The sequence below is a fragment of the Pseudomonas sp. NPDC090752 genome (assembly GCF_055584805.1).
Genome location: NZ_JBVJLI010000010.1, coordinates 172,290 through 194,721, shown reverse-complemented (window position 1 = coordinate 194,721; position 22,432 = coordinate 172,290). Strand labels below are relative to the sequence as shown.

Sequence of the window (22,432 nt, the reverse complement as noted above, 5' to 3'; positions counted from 1 at the left end):
AGAGGCCGGTTGACTCAGCGGCGAATGGGCTGACTCAACTCCGAAGTGGCGCCATCTGCGGTGGTCACCGTGGCCGTGAAGCTGCGCATCCCACCCGCATTTTCCAGCACCTGGGCAAACCGCGCCTGCCCCTTGGCATCGCTGTTCACCAGCACTTCCCCCAGGTACTGCTCAGCCTCAGTCCCTTCAGCCTCGGCATTGCCAAACACCTCGACCCGCAACAGGCTCGACGCCGGCCCCTGTACCTCACCTCGCAGCACATTGCCGTTCACCCCCAGCAAGCGCGGCGACTGCTGGTTGTGATTAGGCAGCGGCTGGCAAGGCTTGGGCTCGCCCTTGGCATCACAGATGATCGCCTGGTCCTGTTTCGGCAAATCCGCACCCACCCCGCGCGAACCCACATAGAGCGCGTGAGCCTGGGCCGGTACGCCAAACACGATGGCACCGGTGCGCTGGTCCGCCACACATGAGCCGCCGGCTTCACAGCGGCGGATATCCTGGCTGTTGCCCCAGATGCGGTTGCCGGTCAGGCGCGTACTGGTGACCTCCGGCTCCGGGCGCAGGGCCACGCCGATACGGTTGCCATGAATCAGGTTGCCGTCGAGGATATTGCCTTCGCCCGTGACGCTGACGCCGATCGAGTTACCGCTGAACAGGTTGGCGCCCAGGTAATTGCGCTTGCCCCAGTTGATCTGCAGGCCGTCGGAGTAGTTTTCGAAGCGGTTGCGCACCACGCTGTTGTCGTTGCCCAGCAGAATCTCGATGCCCTGGGACGGCTCAGGGTTGGCCGCCGTGGAGCGGAACAGGTTGTCAGCCACCAGGTTGAATGCGGCGCCGCGGGTCAGCTCCAAGCCATCGCCATTGTCGATCAGCTGGTTGCGCAGCACTTTGTTGTTATTGGTGGTGGTGGCAGTCGGGTTGCCGGCGCCGTCATCGCCGGTGAGCATGATGCCGGCACCCCCTTTGTTGGCGACGATGCGGTTATCTTCGATGACATTATTGTTGGCGCGGTTGACCAGGATGCCGATGCAGAAATTGCGCACTTCCAGGCCACTCAGGTGGACGCCTTGGGTATCGCGCAGTACTAGACCGGGGTTGGTGGTGGTGCGCACGTTGGTGCCGAACTGGCCGGGCAGCGCGCCGGGGCAGGTGCGCACGCCCTTATCTTTGATGTAGCCAGAGCCGTCGATGGCGATGTACTGGCCGTCGCGCGCCCAGGGCAGGCCGGTGATACGCACCGGGCCTTTGATTTCCGGCAGGGCGCGGGTCGGGCGAATGACGTACGGCGCCTGGCCAACGGCGGCGATTTCGATGCGGTAGTGGCCGGGGTTCTGATTGCTGGTTTCGATCGCCCAACGCAGGGTGCCAGGCTGGCCGTCGTCGCTGTAGCGGTCGACCCTGAGGGTTTCGCTGGCCAGGGCGGGTAGGGGTAGCAGCGGCAGCAAGGCTGCGAGCAGAGGCATCAGACGCATGGTGCGGGTTTCCGTAAGCTGTTGTTTTTATAGGTGGCAACCTGCATCGGGTTGCTGTTTGCAAACGATTCTATGGGAGCCAGCAGCCATTGCGCAGAGGTGCGTGACCGAATCGGTGCGGTATTCGCCCGCAGATTTACCGTTCGGCTTGAGCTTGGCAAATCGATTGAAACTCTTGGGGAAAAGGGCCAGTCCACCTTTTGTCGACACGGTTCACGTGTCTCCATTTGCAGGAGATTTGCCATGAGCGGCACTAAAGACAAAGCGAAAGGCTTGGCCAACGAAGCGATTGGTAACGTCAAGCAGGGCGTCGGTAAAGTCACCGACAACGACAAGCTGCGTGCTGAGGGCAAGGCCCAGGAACTCAAGGGTGAAGCGCAGCAGGTCAAGGGTGACGTCAAGGATGCGGTGAAGAAGCCTTGATGCGTGTCGCAGGCCGGCTGCGGCTGGCCTGCGATTCCTGTGTAGGCAAATTCTTTAAGTCCGGCAGGGAGCAGCACATCAGTCGCGTGGTCTATTAGACTCCCTGTTGTACTGATCAAGCGGCGAAAGGAGACGCTATGATTTTTCCCGACCTGCGCGGCCTGCCCCTGCACCGCGTCCTGGTGCGCACCGTCAAGGAATTCCTTGACGATGAGATGTCGACCTACGCGTCCGCAATGGCCTACCAGATGCTGTTTTCGCTGTTCCCTTTTCTGCTGTTTCTGATTGCCCTGATCGGTTTCCTGCACCTTCCGGACTTTTTCTCTTGGCTGCGCCTGCAGTCGGAACTGGTGTTGCCGCCCCAGGCCTTGGAGCAGGTCAACCCGGTAATCGACCAGTTGCAGCAATCCAAGGGTGGGTTGCTGTCGGTGGGTATCGTCATCGCGCTATGGACGGCATCGGCCGGTGTGCGCCTGATGATGAGTGCCATGAACGCCGCCTACGACGTCCCTGAAGGCCGCCCTGTATGGAAGCGCATCCCGCTGTCGATCTTCTACACCGTGGGTATCGCCGGCATGCTGCTCGCCGCTGCGGCGCTGATGGTGCTGGGGCCGCAGGTGATGGAATGGATCGCCTCGCAGTTCGGCATGCAGGAATTCATCGTGACGGTGTGGACCATCCTGCGCTGGCCGGCAATCATCATCCTGTTGATGGTTGCGGTGGCACTTATTTACTACGTGATGCCGGATGTGAAGCAGAAATTTCGCTTCATTACCCCAGGCTCTGTGCTGGCGGTTGTAGTATGGATCATCGCCTCCCTGGGCTTTGCCTACTACGTCAAGACCTTTGCCGACTACAACGCCATGTATGGCAGCATCGGTGCGATCATCGTGCTGTTGCTGTACTTCTACATTTCCGCCGCGGTGTTGTTGCTGGGCGCGGAAATGAATGCGGTGATCGAGCACATGTCGAGCGAGGGCAAGAACCCAGGTGAAAAGGATTTCGAGGGCGATAAACCCAAGGAAACCCTCACTGTGCTCGGCCATGAACATCCGGTCGAGCCGCACGCCTCCGAGCCGAATCCGCGATGATCCGTGACATCCTGAAAATGGGCGATGACCGCTTGCTACGCATCGCCCCGCCAGTGCCCGAGCATTTGATTGGCAGCGCCGAACTGCAGCAGTTGATCGACGATATGTTCGAAACCATGCGCCATGTCGGTGGCGTTGGATTGGCAGCCCCGCAGATCGGGGTCGACTTGCAGCTGGTGATCTTTGGTTTCGAGCGCAGTGAACGTTACCCGGATGCCGAGGCGGTACCGCAGACCATCCTGCTCAATCCGGTGATCACGCCGCTGACCACCGAAGTCGAGGATGGCTGGGAAGGTTGCCTGTCGGTGCCGGGCCTACGCGGTGTGGTGCCGCGCTTTAAACACATCAGTTATGAGGGGACCGACCCGCAGGGGAATCCGGTGAATCGGTTTGCCGACGGCTTCCACGCGCGTGTCGTGCAGCACGAATGCGATCACTTGATTGGGCGGCTGTATCCGTCGCGTATCCAGGATTTCGCCAAATTCGGTTATACCGAAGTGTTGTTCCCGGGCTTGGACCCTAGCGACGATTGACCGCGCGCCATTGCTAGCAGGCGTTTGCTGCGTTGGTAGCGTGCCAGGCGTGATGCCAAGGATTCTGGCAGCACGCACGTGGCGGTGAAGCCAAGGCGCTGGTAGAAGGCCTCCAGGTCGGGGTCGCAGAACAGCCAGGTGGGACCGTCGCTCTGGGCCAATGCGGCCTCGACCAGCTGAGCAGCCACGCCCTGGTTGCGCCACTGGGGAGCAACCAGCAGGCCAGTCAACCAGCGCCCTTCGGTGACTGCACTCAGGCTCAAGCCGGCAATAATAGCGCCGCTGCGCGCCACCCATAGTTCACCGCCACTGGCCGCACGCATGCGCGAGCCGTGCTGCTTGTAGAAATGATCGAGCAGTTTTCGTTCAAAGAGGGTCAGTGGGGTGCAGAGTAGGGCGGTCATGGCTTTCCATCAGCAACGGCTCTGTTTCAAGCTTTTCAGGCGTGCAAGCCGCTTCGCTTTGTCGCAGATTGTTGCAAAAGCTGCAAGGGTGATTGTCCGGGTTCGGGGTTCAACTATTGCAGACCGGGAGTAGAATTTCACCTATCCCCCCTGGCAGTACGAAGAAGCGGGATCGGTACTTCGTGTCATCTTCGCAGTCGATGACAACTTCTCCGCGCCATTGACGGCATATGAAGTCAATCGATCAGCGTGATTGCTTTGAAGGCCAAACATCCATGAAACCATTACTGATTCTTGCATTGGTCGGTGTGTCCTCGTTCGCCTTCGCCGACGAGGTCAAACCTGTCTCCAGCGAGCCTGTGGCCCAGCAGTACGATTACTCCATGAACCTGGACATCAAACGGGTGATCAACCTCTCGACCATCCCCAATGTCTGCGAAGTAGTGCCTGCGACCATGACCTATGAAGACCACCAGGGCCAGGTGCACACCATTCAGTACCGCGCCATGGGCGAAGGTTGCCAGCAGGGTTGATAGCGTAACGTCAGCGGCCTCTCCGAAACGCGCGATATTGGAGAGGTTGCTGTGTCACGAAATTTGCTTTGCATGCGATTTAACGTTTTACCCCTATAACGTCTCGGGCTTAGGATCGGTCACCACCTATCGAAAAGGGATGATCGCCAATGTTTGACCTTGCAGCCCTGCGCGAAGCCGCCGACTTTGTCCACCAGCATGTACCCCCTACCCCGCAGCATGCCTGGCCCTTGCTGGCTGAACGGCTGGGCTGCCAAGTTTGGGTGAAACACGAAAACCACGCGCCCACCGGGGCATTCAAGGTACGTGGTGGGCTGGTCTATGTACGTTCGCTGCTGGCGACCGGCGAGCCACCTCGCGGCTTGGTCACTGCAACGCGCGGCAATCATGGCCAGAGCATGGCCTTGGCGGCGCGCCAGGCGGGCATACCCTTGGTGATCGTCGTGCCTGAAGGCAATTCGAAGGAAAAGAACGCCGCCATGCGCGCACTCGGTGCCGAACTGGTGGAGTACGGTGTCGATTTCGACGTCGCCCGCGAAGAGGCCGCTCGGCTGGCTGACGAGTTGGGTTATGCGATGGTGCCGTCGTTCCACCCGGAGCTTGTGCGCGGGGTGGCCACCTATGCCCTGGAGCTGTTCGAGGCGGTAGGTGACCTGGACTGCGTATATGTGCCGATCGGCATGGGGTCCGGCATCTGCGGGCTGATCCAGGCCCGCAACCTGTTGGGACTGAAAACCGAGATCGTCGGTGTGGTATCCAGCGCTGCCGATGCCTATGCGCAAAGCGTTGAGCAGGGCCGCATCGTCAGCACTGCCACCGCCGAGACCTTCGCCGATGGCATGGCCTGCCGGGTGCCGCATCCGGAGGCATTTGCACTGGTGCGGGAACACGCTGCGCGGATCGTGCGGGTGACCGACAGCGAAGTCGCTGAGGCCATGCGGGTTTATCACGAGGCCACGCACAATACCGCCGAGGGTGCAGGTGCTGCTGCGCTGGCGGCGTTGATGCAGGAGCGAGGGCGACAAGCGGGTAAGCGAGTGGCCGTCGTGCTGAGCGGAGCGAACGTGGATCGAGCGCGTTACGCTCAGGTTCTGGCGGGCATCGAGTGATGCGTGAGTAAAGTACTCCCGTAGGAGCGGCTTCAGCCGCGAACACCGGCGCAGCCGGTGCCAGCCACCGCGGCGTTTGATTCGCGGCTGAAGCCGCTCCTACAGGTATTTGTACTTTCAATTCCGTGATGACTCGTGGCAGGCTCAACCGCGCTTATTTGGCCGGTCAACGAGTTCAAAATGCCTTTCTCCAACGGTTTTCTCCTCAGCCTGTCCCTGTGCCTCGATATCGGTATTGCCAATATCGCCATGATCACCCTGGCCATGCAGCGTGGCTTTCTGCAGGGCTTCTGGCTCGGCCTGGGGACCTGTGTCGGTGACCTGGTCTATGCCATCGCGGCGCTGGCCGGCATGACCGTGTTGCTGCAGTTCGAAAGCGTGCGCTGGGCGCTATGGCTCGGTGGCTCGGCCTTGCTAGTGTGGTTCGCGCTGAAGATGCTGGTGGCGGCCTGGCGCGGCGGGCATATGCAAGCGCGCAATGAGGTGGTAGTGGAGTCGGCCTGGCGCGAATTTTTGCGCGGTATCTTCCTGGCCATGTCGTCACCAACCGCCATTTTGTGGTTCGCCGCCGTGGGTGGCGTGCTGATTTCCCGCTCGGGCGGTGGCAGCTTGCTCGATGCGGGCTTGTTCCTGAGCGGCTTTTTCGCCGCCGGGCTGATCTGGTGCCTGAGCCTGTGTGGTATTGCCAGCCATGGCGGGCGCTTGCTTGGTGATCGTCTGTTGACCTGGTCCTACCTGCTGTCGGCGGCGATTTTCTGTTATTTCGCGGTGTATGTGATCGTTTCGGGCTACCGTGAATTCATTTTTGCCAGCCCGGCCATCCCTTGAGGCAAAGGAAATGACTCAGCAATCCATCCATCCTGCACGTTACCAAGACGGTCGCTCCCTGACCCTGGCCGGTCTTACCGAGCGCTTCAGCATGAGCGATCTGGGCGGCCTGCCACTCTTGTGGCAGCGTTTCGCGCGGTATATCGGCCGTGTGCCCGGTCAACAGGGGCAGGACAGTTTTGGCGTTTGCTACAACCCCGACCCGCAGGGTGGTTTTGACTATATGGCTGGCGTCGAGGTAATACCCAGGCAGGCGCTACCAGAAGGCTTCACCGCGCTCACGCTGGCGCCGCAGCATTACGCGGTGTTCGAGCATCGAGGTAGCCTGCAATGCCTGAAGGCGACTTTCGACGGTATCTTCCAGTGGTTGCCACAGTCAGGCCAACAGCAGGCCGATGCAGCGTTGTTCGAGCGGTATCCGGCGGGGTTCGACCCAGCGGCTTGCGACGCGGTGATGGAGATCTGGATTCCGCTGCAGCGCAAATAATTGCTTCGGCCTGTCGATTTCCCCGACTACCGTTCGACCAAGAGGTGAAGGCACAGGCAACTCTGTGCCGATACTTTCACGAACGATCGGAGGATCCCCCCATGAATGCCACTGCCGAAAACGAAATTCGCCAACTGATCGAGCGCTGGATGCAGGCCGTGCGCGACCGCGACATCCCGAATATCACCGCGCCCTACGCCGACGATATCGTCGCCTTTGATGCCATCCAAGCGCTGCAATTCAAGGGCAAGGCTGCCTACCAGGCGCATTGGGAAATGTGCATGACCCTGTGTACCGGGCCCATGGTATTCGAGCTCGCCCAGCTCACCGTACACGCCGACGGCGACCTGGCCCTGGCCCATTGGCTGAACCGTTGCGGCCCAGGGGATGACGAAAGCCAGTGCGGCTTCATGCGCGCCACCGTCGGCTATCGCAAGATCGCTGGCCAGTGGCAGGTAATCCACGAGCACTGGTCGGCGCCGTTCGACATGGAAACCCAGAAAGCACTGTTCGATCTCAAGCCCTGATCCGCTATCGCGAAACGCACTTTGCCAATGCCGTGGAGACGATCATGAAATACCTATGCCTGGTCTATTGTGACGAGGGGCTGCTGCACAGCTTGCCTGACAGCCCGGAAGACGCCGAATGCATGGCCTATGCCGAGTCGCTGCACGGTGCGGGGCGCATGCTCGCGGCCGAGGCGCTGAAGCCGGTACAGACCGCCACTACGGTGCGCATGCGCGGTGGCCAGATGAGCCTGACCGATGGCCCCTTTGCCGAAACCAAAGAACAGCTGGCGGGTTTTTACCTGGTCGATGCCCGTGACCTCAACGAGGCATTGAATATTGCCAAAGGTATCCCGGCCGCTCGGGTCGGCAGCGTTGAAGTAAGGCCAGTGCGCGAACTGCAACCCTGAAAGCAACGGAGAACAACAAAAATGAGCCTTGCCCAACCTGCGCAAGCGCAGCACGAGTTGGCCATCAGCCGCCTGATCGACGCCCCGCCCGCCAAGGTGTTCCGCGCCTGGACCGAGCCCAAGTGGTTGATGCAATGGTGGGGGCCGCACGGCATGACCACCCCGGAATGCGAGATGCAACTGTGGGTGGGCGGCCTGTTTCGGACCCTGATGCGCGCGCCCGATGGCACCGAGTACCCGACCCAAGGGGTGTTCCTGGAAATCGCCGCCCCACGCCGGCTGGTCTTCACCGACGCCTTCGGGCCCGGCTGGGTGCCTTCGGCGAAGGCCTTCATGACCGCCGTGGTGACCTTTGACGAGGAGCAGGGCAAGACCCGCTACACCGCCCGTGCCTGGCACTGGAGCGACGCCGACCGGCGGGCCCATGAAGAAATGGGCTTTCACCAGGGCTGGGGAGAAAGCCTGGACCGGCTGGTGGAGGTCGTCACCCAGCGGATGCCGGACTGATGACGGAGCTGGCGCAGGTGCGCGCCGAGGTCGAGGCGGTCTACCGCCGTGATTCGCGGCGCATTCTGGCAACGCTGATCCGCCTGCTCGGAGATTTCGACCTGGCCGAGGAGGCCCTGCACGATGCCTTCTTCATCGCGGTCGAGCGCTGGCAGCGTGACGGCATTCCGCACAATCCGCGGGCGTGGCTGGTGTCGACCGGCCGCTTCAAGGCCATCGACGCGGTGCGTCGGCGTGCACGATTCGACCGTTCGCAGGCGGACCTGATCATGCTCATCGAGGGTCAAGGGCATGACCCGAGCGAAGAGGAGCTGTTGGTCGACGACCGTCTGCGGCTGATCTTCACCTGCTGCCACCCCGCGTTGGCGGCAGACGCCCAGGTGCCTTTGACCCTGCGCGAAGTCTGCGACCTGACCACCGAGCAGATCGCCCGCGCTTTCTTGCAGAGCCCGGCGACCATCGCCCAGCGCATCGTCCGCGCCAAGGCCAAGATCCGCGATGCACGCATCCCGTACCAGGTGCCGGGGCTGCAGGAATTACCCGAGCGCCTGGAAAGCGTGTTGCGGGTCATCTACCTGGTGTTCAACGAAGGGTATTCGGCGTCCTCGGGCGAGGCATTGTTACAGCAGGAGTTGAGCGACGAGGCCATTCGCCTTGGCCGATTGCTTGTGCAATTGCTGCCGGACCCGGAGGCGATCGGTCTGCTGGCGTTGATGCTGCTGCAGGCGTCTCGCCAACGCGCGCGCAGTGACGCCGAGGGCAACTTGGTGCTGCTGGACCAGCAGGATCGAAGCCTGTGGGACCGCGCGCTGATCAATGAAGGTTGCGAGCTGGTGCGCTTGGCGTTGGGTAGTCGGGCGATTGGCATCTACACCGTGCAGGCAGCGATTGCGGCGCTGCATGCCGAGGCGGCGAGTGCCGAGGAGACGGACTGGACGGAGATCGTAGGGCTGTACGATGTGCTGCTGCAGCATTGGCCTTCAGCGGTAGTGGCACTCAACCGGGCGGTGGCGCTGGCCAGGCGGGATGGGCCGCAGGCGGGGTTGCTGGAGGTGGACGCGATTCTGGCGGCTGGCGACTTGCGCGATTATCATCTGGCGCATGCGGCGCGGGCGGAGTTGCATTTTCAGCTAGGGAATGTAGAAGAGGCGCGTGCGTCCTGGCTGCAGGCGCTGGAGCTGACTCGGCAGGAGCCGGAGCGTAGGCATATCGAACGGCGCTTGCTTGAGCTGATGTAGTGGTCTAGCTGGCCTCTTCGCGGGGCAAGCCCGCTCCCACAGAGATCACCACTGACGCTGTGGGAGCGGGCTTGCCCGCGAAGCACTCAGCGCAATCTTAGCTGGCCACAAAATTGGGCGGCGATACCAGCTCGACGGTCTGCTGCTTGCGCGGCGCCAGAATCTCAGCCTCGCCCTCGACCACCAGCTCATCGTTCTGGTTGTAAACGTTAGTGGCGATGCGCACCTTGAACTTGGGCAGCTTCTCGAGAATTTCCAGGCGCACGGTCAAGGTGTCGCCGATTTTCACCGGCTTCTGGAAGCTCATCTGCTGGCCCAGGTAGATGGTGCCGGGGCCAGGCAGGGTGCAGGCGACTGCGGCACTGATCAGTGCACCGCTGAACATGCCGTGGGCAATGCGTTCGCGGAACATGCTCTTGGCCGCGAATTCGGCATCCAGGTGCACCGGGTTGTGGTCACCCGACATCGCCGCGAACAGCTGGATGTCGCGTTCTTCCACAGACTTTGTGTATTCGGCCTTCTGGCCGACTTCTAGAGCTTCGTAAGGCGTGTTGGTGACCTGGGTCATTGGCGCTTCCTTGATGGACGGACGAGGCCGCTATCATTCACTGCGGACAGGGCGGCCAAGGGCCAGCGCCTGCTCCAGCCAGGTGAGGATATCGGCGCTGACCGCGTCCCGATTGAGTTCGTTGAGCACTTCGTGCCGCGCCTCAGGATAGACGCGCAGCTGTACATGTCGATTGCCGGTCGCGCGCAGGGCGTCGGCCAGATGGGTGAGACGCTTGCCGGCACTCACCGGATCACATTCTCCGCCAATTACCAGCAACGGCAAGTTCGGGTCGATCTGTGCGAGGTTGCGTTTCTGGCTGATCTGCGCAAGGCCCTGCAGCAGGTCGAGCCACAACTGGTTGCTGCAACGAAAGCCGCACAGTGGGTCTTTGACATACTTGTCGACTTCCTCGGGGTCGCGGCTGAGCCAGTCGAAGGCCGTGCGGTTGGGCTTGAAGGCCTTGTTGAACGAGCCGAACGACAGCCATTCGATCAGTGCGCTCTTGCCCTGCGGGCCTTGGCGCCAGGCTTCCAGGCGCGCGATCAGGCGCGCCGTACGGTACAGCGCTGCGGGTTGGAAGTTGGAGCCGCTGAGAATGGCACCGTGCACGCTGCCACTGTGGTGCAGCAGGTAGGCCTGGGCGATGTAGCTGCCCATGCTGTGGCCAAACAGGAACAGCGGCGTGCCGGGGAACTGCTGGCCGATGTGTTGGGCCAGCAGGCCAAGGTCGTTGACCACGGCATTCCAGCCATGTTGTCGGGCGAACAGGCCGAGGCTGCCCAGTTCAGCAGTACGCCCGTGGCCGCGCAGGTCGGGGGCCAGCAGCGCGAAGCCGGCAGCGTTCAGGGCCTGGCCCAGGTGTTGGTAGCGCCCTGCATGTTCGGCCATGCCATGTGCCAGCAGCACCACGGCCTTGACCGGTGAGGCCGGCAGCCATTGGTGCACGTACAGGCTGCAATGCTCGCTGGCGGGCAGCCAGAAGGCGTCATGGGGCATGGCGGGTCCTTTGCGCTGGGGGTACGACCACAGTGTATGCACAAGCGGCCGGATTGCAGGAAGGGCACAAATAAGATTCACAATGTAAATGGCGGCACTTGGCGTATATGCCGTCTCGGGCTTACCTGCTAACGTCGGTTGAACGCCTTTTTGCCATCAGGCAAAGGGATTACAGGCTAAGAGCGGGTTCAGGCAGAGGAACAATAATAAAATGCAAGCCGACTTCTGGAATGACAAGCGCCCGGCGGGCGTGCCTTCCACCATTGATATTCATGCGTACAGCTCGGTCGTCGAGGTGTTCGAGCGCTCCTGCAAGCGCTTCGCCGACCGCCCGGCGTTCAGCAACCTTGGCAAGACCCTGAGCTACGCCGAACTCGATCGCCTTTCGGCGGCCTTTGCCGCCTGGCTGCAGCAACATACCGACCTGGTGCCGGGCGATCGCATCGCCGTGCAGATGCCCAACGTGCTGCAGTACCCCATCGCCGTGTTCGGCGCCTTGCGCGCCGGGTTGATCGTGGTCAACACCAACCCTCTGTACACCGAACGCGAGATGCGCCACCAGTTCAAGGACGCCGGCGCCCGGGCCCTGGTGTATCTGAACATGTTCGGCAAGCGCGTGCAGGAGGTGCTGCCCGATACCGGCATCGAATACCTGATCGAGGCCAAGATGGGCGACTTGCTGCCCACGGCCAAGGGCTGGCTGATCAACACCGTGGTCGACAAGGTGAAGAAGATGGTCCCGGCCTACCAGCTGCCGCAGGCCGTCGCCTTCAAACAGGTATTGCGCGAGGGCAGGGCGCTGACCCACAAGCCGGTGCCGCTCAGCCTCGAAGACATTGCCGTGCTGCAGTACACCGGCGGCACCACGGGCCTGGCCAAGGGTGCCATGCTCACCCACGGCAACCTAGTCGCCAACATGCTGCAGGTGCTGGCGTGCTTCTCGCAGCATGGCCCGGACGGGCAAAAGCTGATCAAGGAAGGCCAGGAGGTGATGATCGCGCCGCTGCCGCTGTACCACATCTATGCCTTCACCGCGAACTGCATGTGCATGATGGTCACCGGCAACCACAACGTGCTGATCACCAACCCCCGCGACATCCCGGGCTTCATCAAGGAGCTGGGCAAGTGGCGTTTCTCGGCGTTGCTGGGGTTGAACACGCTGTTCGTGGCACTGATGGATCACCCTGGTTTCCGCCAGCTGGACTTCTCAGCGCTCAAGGTCACCAACTCGGGTGGCACGGCGTTGGTCAAGGCTACAGCCGAACGCTGGGAAAGCCTCACGGGCTGTCGCATCGTCGAAGGCTATGGGCTGACCGAAACCTCGCCGGTCGCCAGCACCAACCCCTACGGCCAGCTGGCCCGTTTGGGAACAGTGGGCATACCGGTGGCAGACACCGCCTTCAAGGTGATCGACGATGAGGGCAATGAGCAGCCGCTGGGCGAGCGCGGCGAGCTTTGCATCAAGGGCCCGCAGGTGATGAAAGGGTATTGGCAGCAACCCGAGGCCACGGCCCAGGCGCTGGATGCCGAGGGCTGGTTCAAGACAGGTGATATCGCGGTGATCGACCCGGACGGCTTCACCCGTATCGTCGACCGCAAGAAGGACATGATCATCGTTTCGGGCTTCAACGTGTATCCCAACGAAATCGAGGACGTGATCATGGGCCACCCGCAGGTGGCCAACTGCGCCGCCATCGGCGTGCCGGACGAGCGCTCCGGCGAGGCGGTGAAGTTGTTTGTGGTGGCGCGTGAAGGCGGGCTTAACGTGGATGAGCTGAAGGCTTACTGCAAGGCCAACTTCACCGGCTACAAGGTGCCCAAGCACATCGTGGTGCGTGAGTCGTTGCCAATGACCCCAGTGGGCAAGATTTTGCGGCGCGAATTGCGCGACATCGCTTGATCCATCTGAGGCTTCTTCGCGGGCAAGCCCGCTCCCACAGGAACTGCGCTGGGCCCTGTGGGGGGGCGGGCTTGCCCGCGAATGCTTCAAAACAGCTCTAACAGGCTATTCTCGACCCGGTTAGCGACATTTTGGATAAATACTCTAAAAATGACCTGTATCGTTCATTGAGTCATTTTTATGACCATGAGGCCTTGTTTGGCCTCTAGGCGACCCTTTGCAAAGCTGTTACGCTCGGCCCGCTTTCAGATGATACGGTTTGCAACGAACCGCCATCTCATATCAATAATAAACGCATAGACGCGTGAATCGAACTTCGCTGTTGCTGAAGGAGTGGGCTTCCATGATCGACCATTTTTGGAAGGATAAATACCCAGCCGGGATTACGGCGGAAATCAATCCTGACGAATTCCCCAACATCCAGGCGGTACTCAAGCAATCCTGCCAACGCTTTGCCGATAAACCGGCCTTTAGCAACCTGGGCAAGACCATCACTTACGGCGAGTTGTATGCCCTGTCGGGCGCTTTTGCGGCCTGGCTGCAGCAGCATACCGACCTCAAGCCAGGGGATCGCATTGCCGTCCAGCTGCCGAATGTCCTGCAGTACCCAGTAGCCGTGTTCGGCGCCATGCGCGCCGGTTTGATCGTGGTCAACACCAACCCGCTGTATACCGCACGGGAGATGGAGCACCAGTTCAACGACTCCGGCGCCAAGGCCTTGGTGTGTCTGGCCAACATGGCGCATCTGGCTGAGAAGGTGGTGCCCAAGACCCAGGTCAAGCATGTCATCGTCACCGAAGTGGCTGACCTGCTGCCACCGCTCAAGCGCCTGTTGATCAACAGTGTGATCAAGTACGTGAAGAAGATGGTGCCGGCCTACAACCTGCCGAACGCCGTGCGCTTCAACGATACCCTGGCCCATGGCAAGGGTCAGCCGGTCACTGAAGCCAACCCCCAAGCCAATGATGTGGCCGTGTTGCAATACACCGGCGGCACCACCGGCGTGGCCAAGGGCGCCATGTTGACCCACCGCAACCTGGTGGCCAACATGCTGCAGTGCCGCGCACTGATGGGCGCCAACCTGCAGGAAGGCTGCGAGATCCTCATCACCCCGCTGCCGCTGTACCACATCTATGCCTTTACCTTCCATTGCATGGCGATGATGCTTATCGGCAACCACAACGTGCTGATCAGCAACCCTCGCGACTTGCCGGCGATGGTCAAGGAACTGGGCAAATGGAAGTTCAGTGGCTTCGTCGGCCTCAACACCCTGTTCGTTGCCCTGTGCAACAACGAGGCGTTCCGTGCCCTGGACTTCTCGGCGCTGAAAATAACCCTGTCCGGCGGCATGGCCCTGCAACTGAGCGTGGCCGAGCGCTGGAAGACCGTGACCGGTTGCGCCATCTGCGAAGGCTACGGCATGACCGAGACCAGCCCGGTGGCGGCGGTCAACCCGGCCGAAGCCAACCAGGTCGGCACTATCGGCATTCCGGTACCGTCGACCCTGTGCAAAGTCATCGACGACAGTGGTAACGAGTTGCCGCTGGGCGAGGTGGGTGAATTGTGCGTCAAGGGCCCGCAGGTGATGAAGGGCTACTGGCAGCGCGAAGACGCCACCCATGAGATCCTCGACAGCGAAGGCTGGCTGAAGACTGGTGACATCGCCCTGATTCAGGCGGACGGTTACATGCGTATCGTCGACCGCAAGAAGGACATGATCCTGGTCTCGGGCTTCAACGTGTACCCCAACGAGCTGGAAGATGTGCTGGCGGGCCTGCCAGGTGTGCTGCAGTGCGCGGCGATTGGCGTGCCGGACGAGAAGTCGGGTGAGTTGATCAAGGTGTTCATCGTGGTCAAGCCGGGCATGACCCTGACCAAAGAGCAGGTGATGGAGCACATGCGTGCCAACGTCACCGGCTACAAGGTGCCGCGTTACATCGAGTTCCGCGATGCGTTGCCGACGACCAACGTGGGCAAGATCCTGCGCCGTGAGTTGCGTGATGAAGAGCTGAAGAAACAAGGGTTGAAGAAGATCGCTTGATCTTTGGCTTTTAGCCGGCAGTGCCGGCCTCTTCGCGGGCGGTCCGGCGTCCCGGCAAGCCCGCTCCCAAAAGACCTCACAGCACTTGAAAACTGTGGGGTCTCTGTGGGAGCGGGCTTGCCGGGACGCCGGACCGCCCGCGAAAGGGCCAGTGAATTCAGCGCAGTTTTTCCAGCATCTGGTAGTACCACATCCCCGCCGCCAGCAGCGGATTCCCCAGCAAGTCCCCCATCGGCACCTTGATGTGCTTGCACCCCGCAAAGGTTTCGAACCGCTTCAACGTTCCGGTCAGCGCCTCGGCCATGATCTCGCCCATGATATGGCTTGTGGCGATGCCATGCCCCGAATAGCCCTGGCAGTACCAGACGTTGTCCGACAGCTTGCCCAACTGCGGAATGCGATTGACCACGATTCCCATCGCACAGCTCCACTGGAACTCGATCGGTACGCCCTTGAGCGCCGGGAAGGTGCGCTCGATGCAGGGGCGCAATTCGCCGGCGATATCCCGCGAATCCTTGCCAGAATAGTTGGCGCCGCCACCGAACAGCAAACGCTTGTCGGCGGTGAGGCGGTAATAGTCGAGGACGAAGCGGCAGTCGTAAACCGCCAGGTCTTGAGGGTTGATCTGATCAGCCAACTCCCCTAGCGGCGCGGTGGTGACAATGCCGCCCATGGCGGGGAAGATCTTGCCCTTGAGCTGACGCTTTTCCAACGTGTGGTAAACGTCGCCGGCCAGCATCACCTGGCGTGCTTCAACCCGGCCGTGGGCGGTAACCACAGCCGGGCGCGGGCCGTGGACGATATCCAGTACCTCTGAGTTCTCGAAGATCAAAGCCCCTAGCGCGTGGGCGGCACGTGCCTCGCCCAGGCACAGGTTCAGCGGGTGCAGGTGCAGGTTGCGCAGGTTCTTCAGCGCGCCCAGGTACAGCGGGCTCTGCAGGTGCTCGGCTACGGCAGTACGGTCGAGCATCTGCACCTGGTCGCCCATGCCACGGCGCTGCGCTTCGGCTTCGAAGCCACGTAGTTCGTCAAGGTGCGACGGTTTCATCGCCGCGTGCAGGTGGCCGCGCTTGAGGTCGCAGTCGATGGCGTAACGCTCGACCCGCTGCTCGATGATCTGGTGCCCGCGCCAGCGCAGGTGCCAGATGAAGTCGTCGACCTCGCTGCCCAGGCGGTCGCGCATCTGCGTGCGCATGGCTTCGTCGCCCGACAGGCTGCCAGTGACCTGGCCGCCATTGCGGCCACTGGCGCCCCAGCCAATGCGGTTGGTTTCCACGATCGCCACCTTGAGCCCGCGCTCGGCCAGCTCCACGGCGGTGGCCACGCCGGTGAAGCCGCCGCCGATGATCGCCACGTCGACCTGTACGGTGCCCTTGAGTTGCGGGTACTGCGTGGGGTCGTTGAGGGTGGCGCTGTAATAGGACGGCGCGCGCTGGGCCGGGCCGTTGTTCACTGCTGCGTTCATGGGTGTTCCTTGTTCTGAATGGGTGAGGCTCAGGCCTGGTGCAAGTACCAGCGCCAGTCCTGTTCGCTGACTTCGGCCATGAACTGGCGGTACTCGGCGCGCTTGACCTTCAGGTACACCCCGAGGAAGTCGCCGCCGAGCGCTTCGCGCGCCCACTGCGAACGCTCCAGGGCGTCGAGGGCGGTCAGCCAGTCGGTTGGCAGGTGTTCGGTGGCCTGGGCGTAGCCGTTGCCTTCGACCGGTGCGCCCGGGTCGAGCTGCTCGCGGATACCACGGTGGCTGGCGGCGAGGATGGCTGCTGCGGCCAGGTACGGGTTGGCGTCGGCACCGCAAATACGATGCTCGACATGCCGGCTATTGGCCGGCCCGCCCGGTACACGCAGGCTGACGGTGCGGTTGTCGACGCCCCAGGTCGGCGCCAGCGGTGCATAGCTGTTGGCCTGGAAGCGGCGGAACGAGTTGGCGTTGGGGCAGAACAGCAGCAGCGAGTCGTGCAGGTGTTGCAGCATGCCCGCCACCGCCTGACGCAGTAGCGGCGTACCGGCTGTGTCTTCACTGGCGAACAGGTTGTTGCCAGTACTGTCGGCCAAGCTCAGGTGCATGTGCATGCCGGTGCCGGCCAGTTGCGCGAAGGGCTTGGCCATGAAGCACGCCTGCATGCCATGGGCATGCGCCACGCCTTTGACCAGGCGCTTGTAGCGCACGGCCTGGTCCATGGCTTCCAGTGCATCGCCATGTTCCAAGGTGATCTCCACCTGGCCGGGGGCGTATTCGGAGATCGCCGTGCGCGCTGGGATACCCTGCGCTTTGCAGGCGGCATAGAGGTCGGCGAGGAACGGTTCGATCTGCTCCAGCTCGCGCAGGCCGTACACCTGAGTGCTGCGCGGACGGCCGCCGTCGTTGTCCAGCGCCGGTTGCGGTCGGCCCTGGGCGTCGCGCTTTTGATCCAGCAGGTAGAACTCCAGCTCGCAGGCCATCACCGGGTGATAGCCGTCGGCCTTGAGCGCCGCGATGGTGCGCAGCAGCACATGGCGTGGGTCGGCGACGCTGGCTGGCAGGCCTTCGCTGGGGTGCATGCTGACTTGCACGGCGGCGGTCGGCACCCGCCGCCAGGGCAGGCGCACCAGGCTGCCCTCCAGGGGGTAGGCACGGCAGTCGATGTCGCCGACGTCCCACACCAGGCCGGAGTTCTCCACGTCATCGCCGTTGAGGGTCAGGCCAAGGATGGTGCTCGGCAGTGGGCGGCCGCTCTGGTATACGGCCAGCAGTTCGTCACGGTGCAGCAGCTTGCCGCGTGGCACGCCGTTGGCGTCGAGGATGAACAGTTCGAACAGCTCGATATCGGGGTTTTCAGCGAGGAAGCGGCTGGCGTGCTCTACAGGTGCAAAGTGCATGATGGATTCGCTCGTGGGCGCACAGGACCGCCGCGCAGGGACGGTCCAGCTGAGTCAATCGGCCGGAGGGCGGCCGGGTCTGGTCAGAGAGGCGTGAGCGAAGTGTCCGGTGGGCGCGCATGGCGGCAGTGCCACAAGGCCCAGAAGGCGAGGATCACATGCACCAGCGGATTTTCGCCGGCGCAGGTCCTGGCCTTCGGCAGCGAAGGGCGGGGCAGCGACGGGACGATGGGCTGGGCGGGGGTCATGCCTTTGATACTCACATGCGGCTCAAGGTTGATTAAAGCAGTGAATGGCAACCTTTACATTGTGGTTCACTAAACATTCAGAGTGTCTGCACCGGCCCTTTCGCGGGGCAAGCCCGCTCCCACAGATATCCCGCAGAGCCTGAACCTGTGGGAGCGGGCTTGCCCCGCCAAGAGGCCAGTGCAGACAGCAAAGACCCAGAAAATCTGCGACAATCGCGCATCCTTCGAATGCCGATCATGAAAAAGCAGGCTCACCTGCATCACTAAAAAGCCCCATGACTGACCACGCCATCGACAAACTGCTGCAAAACCTCGACCACGCCATGATCGCCGACCGCCATCGCCTGCGCCGGCAACTGCATGAGCTGCGCAAGCGCCCCGATGAGGCCAAGCTGGCGCAGTGGGCGGAGAAGGTCCAGGCGTCCTGCGCCCAGGTCATCGCACGCCAACAGAGCGTGCCGCTAGTTCGCTACGACGACAGCCTGCCAATCGCCGCCAAGCGTGACGAGATCAAAAAGGCCCTGGCAGAAAACCAGGTCCTGGTCATCGCCGGTGAAACCGGCTCTGGCAAGACCACCCAGCTGCCGAAGATCTGCCTGGAATTGGGGCGGGGCAGCCACGGCCTGATCGCCCATACCCAGCCTCGGCGTATCGCCGCCCGCAGTGTCGCGGCGCGGGTCGCCGAAGAGCTGGGCACGCCGCTGGGCGCTCTGGTCGGCTATCAGGTACGGTTCGAGGATCAGAGCGACAGCAACACCCTGGTCAAACTGATGACTGACGGCATCTTGCTGGCCGAAACCCAGCATGATCGCTTCCTTGAGCGCTATGACACGATCATCGTCGACGAAGCCCACGAGCGCAGCCTGAATATCGATTTTCTGCTCGGCTACCTCAAGACCCTGCTGCACCGTCGCCCAGACCTGAAACTGATCATCACCTCGGCGACCATCGATCTGGAGCGTTTCTCCCAGCACTTCGATGGCGCGCCGATCATCGAGGTGTCTGGCCGCACCTACCCGGTTGACACCTGGTACCGCCCGCTGACCAGCGAGCAGGATGAAGAAGGCAACCAGGTCGAGGAAGACCTCACCGTCGACCAGGCCATCCTCGCCACCCTCGACGAGATTGCCCACCACGAGCGCAGCGAGGGCAAGGGCCCCGGCGACGTGCTGGTGTTCCTGCCGGGGGAGCGGGAGATTCGCGACGCCGCCGAGATCCTGCGCAAGGCGCAGCTGCGCCATACCGAGATCTTGCCGTTGTACGCGCGGCTGTCACCGGCCGAGCAGCAGCGCATCTTCCAGTCGCACACCGGGCGCCGGGTGGTGCTGGCCACCAACGTGGCGGAAACCTCGCTGACTGTGCCTGGCATCCGTTATGTGATCGACACCGGCACCGCGCGCATCAGTCGCTACAGCTACCGCGCCAAGGTCCAGCGCCTGCCGATCGAAGCCGTTTCCCAGGCCAGCGCCAACCAGCGTAAAGGCCGATGCGGACGGGTCGAGCCGGGTATCTGCATTCGGCTGTATAGCGAAGAAGACTTCAACGGCCGGCCGGCGTTTACCGACCCCGAGATCCTGCGCACCAACCTGGCGGCGGTGATCCTGCAGATGCTGCACCTGCGCCTGGGTGCCATCGATGCCTTCCCGTTCATTGAACCGCCGGATGGCAAGGCTATCAGCGATGGCTTCAACCTGCTGCAGGAGCTCTCGGCGGTCAATCGCGAGAACCAGCTGACGCCTTTGGGCCGTCAGCTGGCGCGCCTGCCGATCGACCCGCGGCTGGGCCGCATGCTGCTCGAAGGCGCCCGTCAGGGCAGCCTGCAGGAAGTGCTGATCGTCACCAGTGCGCTGTCGGTGCAAGATCCGCGCGAACGCCCGCCCGAGCGCCAGCAGGCGGCCGATCAGGCGCATGCGCAGTGGAAGGACGTCGATTCCGACTTCGCCGCGCTGGTCAACCTGTGGCGCGGCTTCGAGGAGCAGCGCCAGGCGCTGACCGCCAGCCCTTTGCGCAACTGGTGCCGCAAGCACTTCCTCAATTACCTGCGCCTGCGCGAATGGCGAGATGCCCATCGCCAGCTGGCGCTGATCTGCCGCGATCTGCAGCTGGCGGTAAACAAGGAACCGTCCGACTACCAGAAGATGCACAAGGCCATCCTCAGCGGCCTGCTCAGCCAGATCGGCCACAAGACCGAAGAGGGCGACTACCAGGGTGCCCGCCAGCGACGCTTCTGGGTCCACCCGTCTTCGGGCCTTGGCCGCAAGCGCCCGCAGTGGGTAATGGCTGCCGAACTGGTCGAGACCACCAAGCTGTATGCGCGCATGGTCGCCAAAGTCGAGCCAGACTGGATCGAGCCGCTGGCCACCCACCTGATCAAGAAGAACCACTTCGAACCGCATTGGGAAAAGAAACGCGGGCAGGTGGTCGCGTACGAGCAGATCACTCTGTACGGCCTGATCCTGGTAGGCCGTCGCCCGGTGCATTACGGCCCGATCGACCCCGTCACCTCGCGTGAGTTGTTTATCCGCGAGGGGCTGGTCGGTGGCGAAATCCAGTCGCGGGCCAAGTGTCTGGCGGCCAACAAGCGCCTGCTCGAAGACCTCGACGAGCTGGAAGCCAAGGCCCGTCGGCGCGACATCCTCGCCGATGAAGAAACCCTGTACGGCTTCTACGAAGCCCGCCTGCCGGCGGAGATCCACCAGACAGCGACCTTCGACAGCTGGTACCGCATGGGCAGCCAGAAGGACGCCAGCCTGTTGATCATGCGCGAGGAAGATGTGCTGGCCCGTGAGGCCAGTGAAGTCACCGCGGCGCAATATCCGGATAGCCTGCAGGTGGGCGAGCTGCGCCTGCCGCTGAGCTACCACTTCGAGCCGGGCCACCCGCGTGACGGCGTTACCGTGCGGGTGCCTGCGCCGCTGTTGCCGAGCCTGCCGGGCGAACGCCTGGAGTGGCTGGTGCCGGGCCTGATCGAAGCCAAGTGCGTGGCCCTGGTGCGCAACCTGCCCAAGGCGCTGCGCAAGAACTTCGTGCCGGTGCCGGACTTCGTCAAGGCTTCGCTTTCGCGCATGACCTTCGGCCAGGGCGCATTGCCCCAGGCGCTGGGCCAGGAGTTGCTGCGCATGACCGGGGCGCGGGTGTCCGACGAAGCCTGGGCCGAGTCGGTCAACCTGGTCGAAGGCCATCTGCGCATGAACATCGAAGTGGTCGATGGCGAGGGCAAGTTCCTTGGCGAGGGCCGCGACCTGGCCGAGTTGACTGCACGCTTTGCCGCCGCCAGCCAGGCAGCGCTGGCGGTGCCGCGCAGCGACAAGAGCGAGCAGCCGGTACAGGCCAAGGCCTTCAGCGAAGTGAAACAGACCGCTCAGCAAAAGATCGCTGGCCTGTCGATGACGGTGTACCCGGCGCTGGTGGAAGAGAACGGCAGCGTGCGCGAAGGGCGCTTCTCGACCCAGGCCGAAGCCGAGTTCCAGCACCGCCGCGCCTTGCAGCGGCTGTTGCTGCAGCAGTTGGCGGAGCCGGCCAAGTTCCTCCGTGGCAAGCTGCCGGGGCTGACCGAGCTGGGCCTGCTGTACCGCGAGCTGGGCCGGGTCGAGGCGCTGGTCGAGGACATCTTGCTGGCCAGCCTGGACAGCTGCATCCTCGAAGGCGAAGCCACGCTGCCGCGCGACGGTGCCGCCTTGGCCGGCCTTGCCGAGCGCAAGCGTGGCAGCTGGGCCGAGCATGCCGAGCGCCTGGCCCGGCAGACCCTGGAAGTGCTGAAGCTGTGGCATGGTCTGCAGAAGCGCTTCAAGGGCAAGATCGACCTGAGCCAGGCGGTGGCGCTGAACGACATCAAGCAGCAGCTGGCCAACCTGGTTTATCCGGGCTTCGTGCGCGAGACGCCGGCAACCTGGTTCAAGGAATTACCGCGCTATCTCAAGGCGGTGGAGATACGCCTTGAGAAGCTCGGCAGCCAGGTGCAGAAGGACCGGGTGTGGAGTGGTGAACTGAGCAATCTGTGGGCCCAGTACAAGGCCCGTGCGGACAAGCATGCCCAGGAGGGCAAGCGTGACGAGCAGTTGACACTGTACCGCTGGTTGCTGGAAGAGTATCGAGTGTCGTTGTTTGCCCAGCAGTTGGGCACCAAAGTGCCGATTTCTGACAAACGTCTCAGCAAACAGTGGTCGCAGGTGGAAGCCTAAACCCAAGAAGTTGTGGCAATATTGACGGAATTTGGGGCCGCCTCGCGGCCCATCGCGGATGAATCCGCTCCTACAGGACAGTGCGGAATCTGTAGGAGCGGATTCATCCGCGAACG

Annotated in this window: 21 protein-coding genes; 14 read left to right on the top strand and 7 right to left on the bottom strand. The window is 62.5% G+C overall.

What is annotated here, in order from left to right:
- Positions 1–14: 14 nt before the first annotated feature.
- Positions 15–1,472 carry a right-handed parallel beta-helix repeat-containing protein gene (locus tag ACZ6YA_RS15680; protein ID WP_465898023.1) on the bottom strand — a complete coding sequence of 486 codons (1,458 nt, stop codon included), beginning with the start codon at positions 1,470–1,472 and terminating at the stop codon, positions 15–17.
- Positions 1,473–1,715: 243 nt separating this feature from the next.
- Here ACZ6YA_RS15680 and ACZ6YA_RS15675 point away from each other — a divergent pair, with 243 nt between their 5' ends.
- From ACZ6YA_RS15675 to def, 3 genes are all read left to right on the top strand, one after another.
- Positions 1,716–1,895 (top strand): CsbD family protein, encoded by a 180-nt coding sequence (locus tag ACZ6YA_RS15675; RefSeq protein ID WP_016498416.1) that lies wholly within the window; start codon positions 1,716–1,718, stop codon positions 1,893–1,895.
- Positions 1,896–2,032: 137 nt separating this feature from the next.
- Complete coding sequence (locus ACZ6YA_RS15670; RefSeq protein ID WP_465898022.1) at positions 2,033–2,986, top strand: YihY/virulence factor BrkB family protein; 954 nt, start codon at positions 2,033–2,035, stop codon at positions 2,984–2,986.
- Positions 2,983–3,519 carry a peptide deformylase gene (gene def / locus ACZ6YA_RS15665; RefSeq protein ID WP_465898020.1) on the top strand — a complete coding sequence of 179 codons (537 nt, stop codon included), beginning with the start codon at positions 2,983–2,985 and terminating at the stop codon, positions 3,517–3,519. The genes ACZ6YA_RS15670 and def overlap by 4 nt, the downstream gene beginning before the upstream one ends.
- Here def and ACZ6YA_RS15660 read toward each other — a convergent pair.
- Positions 3,474–3,923: a GNAT family N-acetyltransferase gene (locus ACZ6YA_RS15660; RefSeq protein WP_465898019.1), complete on the bottom strand. Its 450-nt coding sequence runs from the start codon at positions 3,921–3,923 to the stop codon at positions 3,474–3,476. The genes def and ACZ6YA_RS15660 overlap by 46 nt on opposite strands.
- 275 nt (positions 3,924–4,198) lie before the next feature.
- On the opposite strand from ACZ6YA_RS15660, the gene ACZ6YA_RS15655 reads away from it, so the two are divergent.
- The 8 genes from ACZ6YA_RS15655 (at position 4,199) to ACZ6YA_RS15620 (ending at position 9,541) form a co-directional block, all read left to right on the top strand.
- Positions 4,199–4,456 carry a DUF2790 domain-containing protein gene (locus tag ACZ6YA_RS15655; protein ID WP_465898018.1) on the top strand — a complete coding sequence of 86 codons (258 nt, stop codon included), beginning with the start codon at positions 4,199–4,201 and terminating at the stop codon, positions 4,454–4,456.
- A 149-nt stretch (positions 4,457–4,605) separates the two neighbouring features.
- Positions 4,606–5,565, top strand: coding sequence for a threonine dehydratase (locus tag ACZ6YA_RS15650; RefSeq protein WP_465898017.1), 960 nt, complete (start codon positions 4,606–4,608; stop codon positions 5,563–5,565).
- Between the two features lie 180 nt (positions 5,566–5,745).
- Positions 5,746–6,393, top strand: coding sequence for a LysE family translocator (locus ACZ6YA_RS15645; protein ID WP_465898015.1), 648 nt, complete (start codon positions 5,746–5,748; stop codon positions 6,391–6,393).
- Positions 6,394–6,403: 10 nt separating this feature from the next.
- On the top strand, positions 6,404–6,880 hold the full coding sequence (locus tag ACZ6YA_RS15640; RefSeq protein ID WP_465898014.1) for a GyrI-like domain-containing protein: 477 nt from the start codon (positions 6,404–6,406) through the stop codon (positions 6,878–6,880).
- 101 nt (positions 6,881–6,981) lie between these two features.
- Positions 6,982–7,407 (top strand): YybH family protein, encoded by a 426-nt coding sequence (locus ACZ6YA_RS15635; protein WP_465898013.1) that lies wholly within the window; start codon positions 6,982–6,984, stop codon positions 7,405–7,407.
- Positions 7,408–7,451: 44 nt separating this feature from the next.
- On the top strand, positions 7,452–7,796 hold the full coding sequence (locus tag ACZ6YA_RS15630) for a YciI family protein (RefSeq protein ID WP_465898012.1): 345 nt from the start codon (positions 7,452–7,454) through the stop codon (positions 7,794–7,796).
- A gap of 21 nt (positions 7,797–7,817) precedes the next feature.
- The gene (locus ACZ6YA_RS15625; RefSeq protein ID WP_465898011.1) at positions 7,818–8,303 is read left to right on the top strand and encodes an SRPBCC family protein; all 486 of its coding nucleotides are present in this window, start codon (positions 7,818–7,820) and stop codon (positions 8,301–8,303) included.
- On the top strand, positions 8,303–9,541 hold the full coding sequence (locus tag ACZ6YA_RS15620; RefSeq protein WP_465898010.1) for an RNA polymerase sigma factor: 1,239 nt from the start codon (positions 8,303–8,305) through the stop codon (positions 9,539–9,541). Before ACZ6YA_RS15625 ends, ACZ6YA_RS15620 begins: the two co-directional genes overlap by 1 nt.
- 97 nt (positions 9,542–9,638) lie before the next feature.
- Here ACZ6YA_RS15620 and ACZ6YA_RS15615 read toward each other — a convergent pair whose 3' ends face one another.
- Both ACZ6YA_RS15615 and ACZ6YA_RS15610 read right to left on the bottom strand, forming a co-directional pair.
- Complete coding sequence (locus ACZ6YA_RS15615; protein ID WP_465898009.1) at positions 9,639–10,109, bottom strand: MaoC family dehydratase; 471 nt, start codon at positions 10,107–10,109, stop codon at positions 9,639–9,641.
- A gap of 33 nt (positions 10,110–10,142) precedes the next feature.
- On the bottom strand, positions 10,143–11,087 hold the full coding sequence (locus ACZ6YA_RS15610; protein WP_465898008.1) for an alpha/beta hydrolase: 945 nt from the start codon (positions 11,085–11,087) through the stop codon (positions 10,143–10,145).
- Positions 11,088–11,298: 211 nt separating this feature from the next.
- On the opposite strand from ACZ6YA_RS15610, the gene fadD2 reads away from it, so the two are divergent.
- Together fadD2 and fadD1 are read left to right on the top strand one after the other, a co-directional pair.
- A complete protein-coding gene (gene fadD2 / locus ACZ6YA_RS15605; protein WP_465898007.1) occupies positions 11,299–12,987 on the top strand; it encodes a long-chain-fatty-acid--CoA ligase FadD2 in 1,689 nt (562 codons plus the stop codon).
- Between the two features lie 343 nt (positions 12,988–13,330).
- Entirely contained in the window at positions 13,331–15,028 is a 1,698-nt protein-coding gene (gene fadD1, locus ACZ6YA_RS15600) for a long-chain-fatty-acid--CoA ligase FadD1 (RefSeq protein WP_465898006.1), read from the top strand.
- A gap of 157 nt (positions 15,029–15,185) precedes the next feature.
- Here the strand turns inward: fadD1 and ACZ6YA_RS15595 are convergent, their stop codons facing one another.
- The 3 genes from ACZ6YA_RS15595 to ACZ6YA_RS15585 form a co-directional block, all read right to left on the bottom strand.
- Positions 15,186–16,493, bottom strand: a complete 1,308-nt coding sequence (locus tag ACZ6YA_RS15595) for an NAD(P)/FAD-dependent oxidoreductase (RefSeq protein WP_465898005.1) — start codon at positions 16,491–16,493, stop codon at positions 15,186–15,188.
- Positions 16,494–16,522: 29 nt separating this feature from the next.
- Positions 16,523–17,887 (bottom strand): glutamine synthetase family protein, encoded by a 1,365-nt coding sequence (locus tag ACZ6YA_RS15590; RefSeq protein ID WP_465898004.1) that lies wholly within the window; start codon positions 17,885–17,887, stop codon positions 16,523–16,525.
- Positions 17,888–17,970: 83 nt separating this feature from the next.
- On the bottom strand, positions 17,971–18,150 hold the full coding sequence (locus ACZ6YA_RS15585) for a hypothetical protein (RefSeq protein WP_465898049.1): 180 nt from the start codon (positions 18,148–18,150) through the stop codon (positions 17,971–17,973).
- A gap of 260 nt (positions 18,151–18,410) precedes the next feature.
- Between ACZ6YA_RS15585 and hrpA the strand changes: the two genes are divergently transcribed.
- Positions 18,411–22,316, top strand: coding sequence for an ATP-dependent RNA helicase HrpA (gene hrpA / locus ACZ6YA_RS15580; protein ID WP_465898003.1), 3,906 nt, complete (start codon positions 18,411–18,413; stop codon positions 22,314–22,316).
- Positions 22,317–22,432 lie beyond the last annotated feature (116 nt).

Bases quoted from the DNA above. Each gene is read 5' to 3' on its own strand.
- ACZ6YA_RS15640 (WP_465898014.1), top strand. From the start codon at position 6,404: ATGACTCAGCAATCCATCCATCCTGCACGTTACCAAGACGGTCGCTCC.
- ACZ6YA_RS15615 (WP_465898009.1), bottom strand. From the start codon at position 10,109: ATGACCCAGGTCACCAACACGCCTTACGAAGCTCTAGAAGTCGGCCAG.
- ACZ6YA_RS15655 (WP_465898018.1), top strand. From the start codon at position 4,199: ATGAAACCATTACTGATTCTTGCATTGGTCGGTGTGTCCTCGTTCGCC.
- ACZ6YA_RS15630 (WP_465898012.1), top strand. From the start codon at position 7,452: ATGAAATACCTATGCCTGGTCTATTGTGACGAGGGGCTGCTGCACAGC.
- ACZ6YA_RS15625 (WP_465898011.1), top strand. From the start codon at position 7,818: ATGAGCCTTGCCCAACCTGCGCAAGCGCAGCACGAGTTGGCCATCAGC.
- ACZ6YA_RS15590 (WP_465898004.1), bottom strand. From the start codon at position 17,887: ATGCACTTTGCACCTGTAGAGCACGCCAGCCGCTTCCTCGCTGAAAAC.
- ACZ6YA_RS15680 (WP_465898023.1), bottom strand. From the start codon at position 1,472: ATGCGTCTGATGCCTCTGCTCGCAGCCTTGCTGCCGCTGCTACCCCTA.
- ACZ6YA_RS15675 (WP_016498416.1), top strand. From the start codon at position 1,716: ATGAGCGGCACTAAAGACAAAGCGAAAGGCTTGGCCAACGAAGCGATT.
- fadD2 (WP_465898007.1), top strand. From the start codon at position 11,299: ATGCAAGCCGACTTCTGGAATGACAAGCGCCCGGCGGGCGTGCCTTCC.
- ACZ6YA_RS15610 (WP_465898008.1), bottom strand. From the start codon at position 11,087: ATGCCCCATGACGCCTTCTGGCTGCCCGCCAGCGAGCATTGCAGCCTG.
- ACZ6YA_RS15595 (WP_465898005.1), bottom strand. From the start codon at position 16,493: ATGAACGCAGCAGTGAACAACGGCCCGGCCCAGCGCGCGCCGTCCTAT.
- ACZ6YA_RS15670 (WP_465898022.1), top strand. From the start codon at position 2,033: ATGATTTTTCCCGACCTGCGCGGCCTGCCCCTGCACCGCGTCCTGGTG.
- ACZ6YA_RS15645 (WP_465898015.1), top strand. From the start codon at position 5,746: ATGCCTTTCTCCAACGGTTTTCTCCTCAGCCTGTCCCTGTGCCTCGAT.
- ACZ6YA_RS15660 (WP_465898019.1), bottom strand. From the start codon at position 3,923: ATGACCGCCCTACTCTGCACCCCACTGACCCTCTTTGAACGAAAACTG.
- fadD1 (WP_465898006.1), top strand. From the start codon at position 13,331: ATGATCGACCATTTTTGGAAGGATAAATACCCAGCCGGGATTACGGCG.
- ACZ6YA_RS15620 (WP_465898010.1), top strand. From the start codon at position 8,303: ATGACGGAGCTGGCGCAGGTGCGCGCCGAGGTCGAGGCGGTCTACCGC.
- hrpA (WP_465898003.1), top strand. From the start codon at position 18,411: ATGACTGACCACGCCATCGACAAACTGCTGCAAAACCTCGACCACGCC.
- ACZ6YA_RS15635 (WP_465898013.1), top strand. From the start codon at position 6,982: ATGAATGCCACTGCCGAAAACGAAATTCGCCAACTGATCGAGCGCTGG.
- def (WP_465898020.1), top strand. From the start codon at position 2,983: ATGATCCGTGACATCCTGAAAATGGGCGATGACCGCTTGCTACGCATC.
- ACZ6YA_RS15650 (WP_465898017.1), top strand. From the start codon at position 4,606: ATGTTTGACCTTGCAGCCCTGCGCGAAGCCGCCGACTTTGTCCACCAG.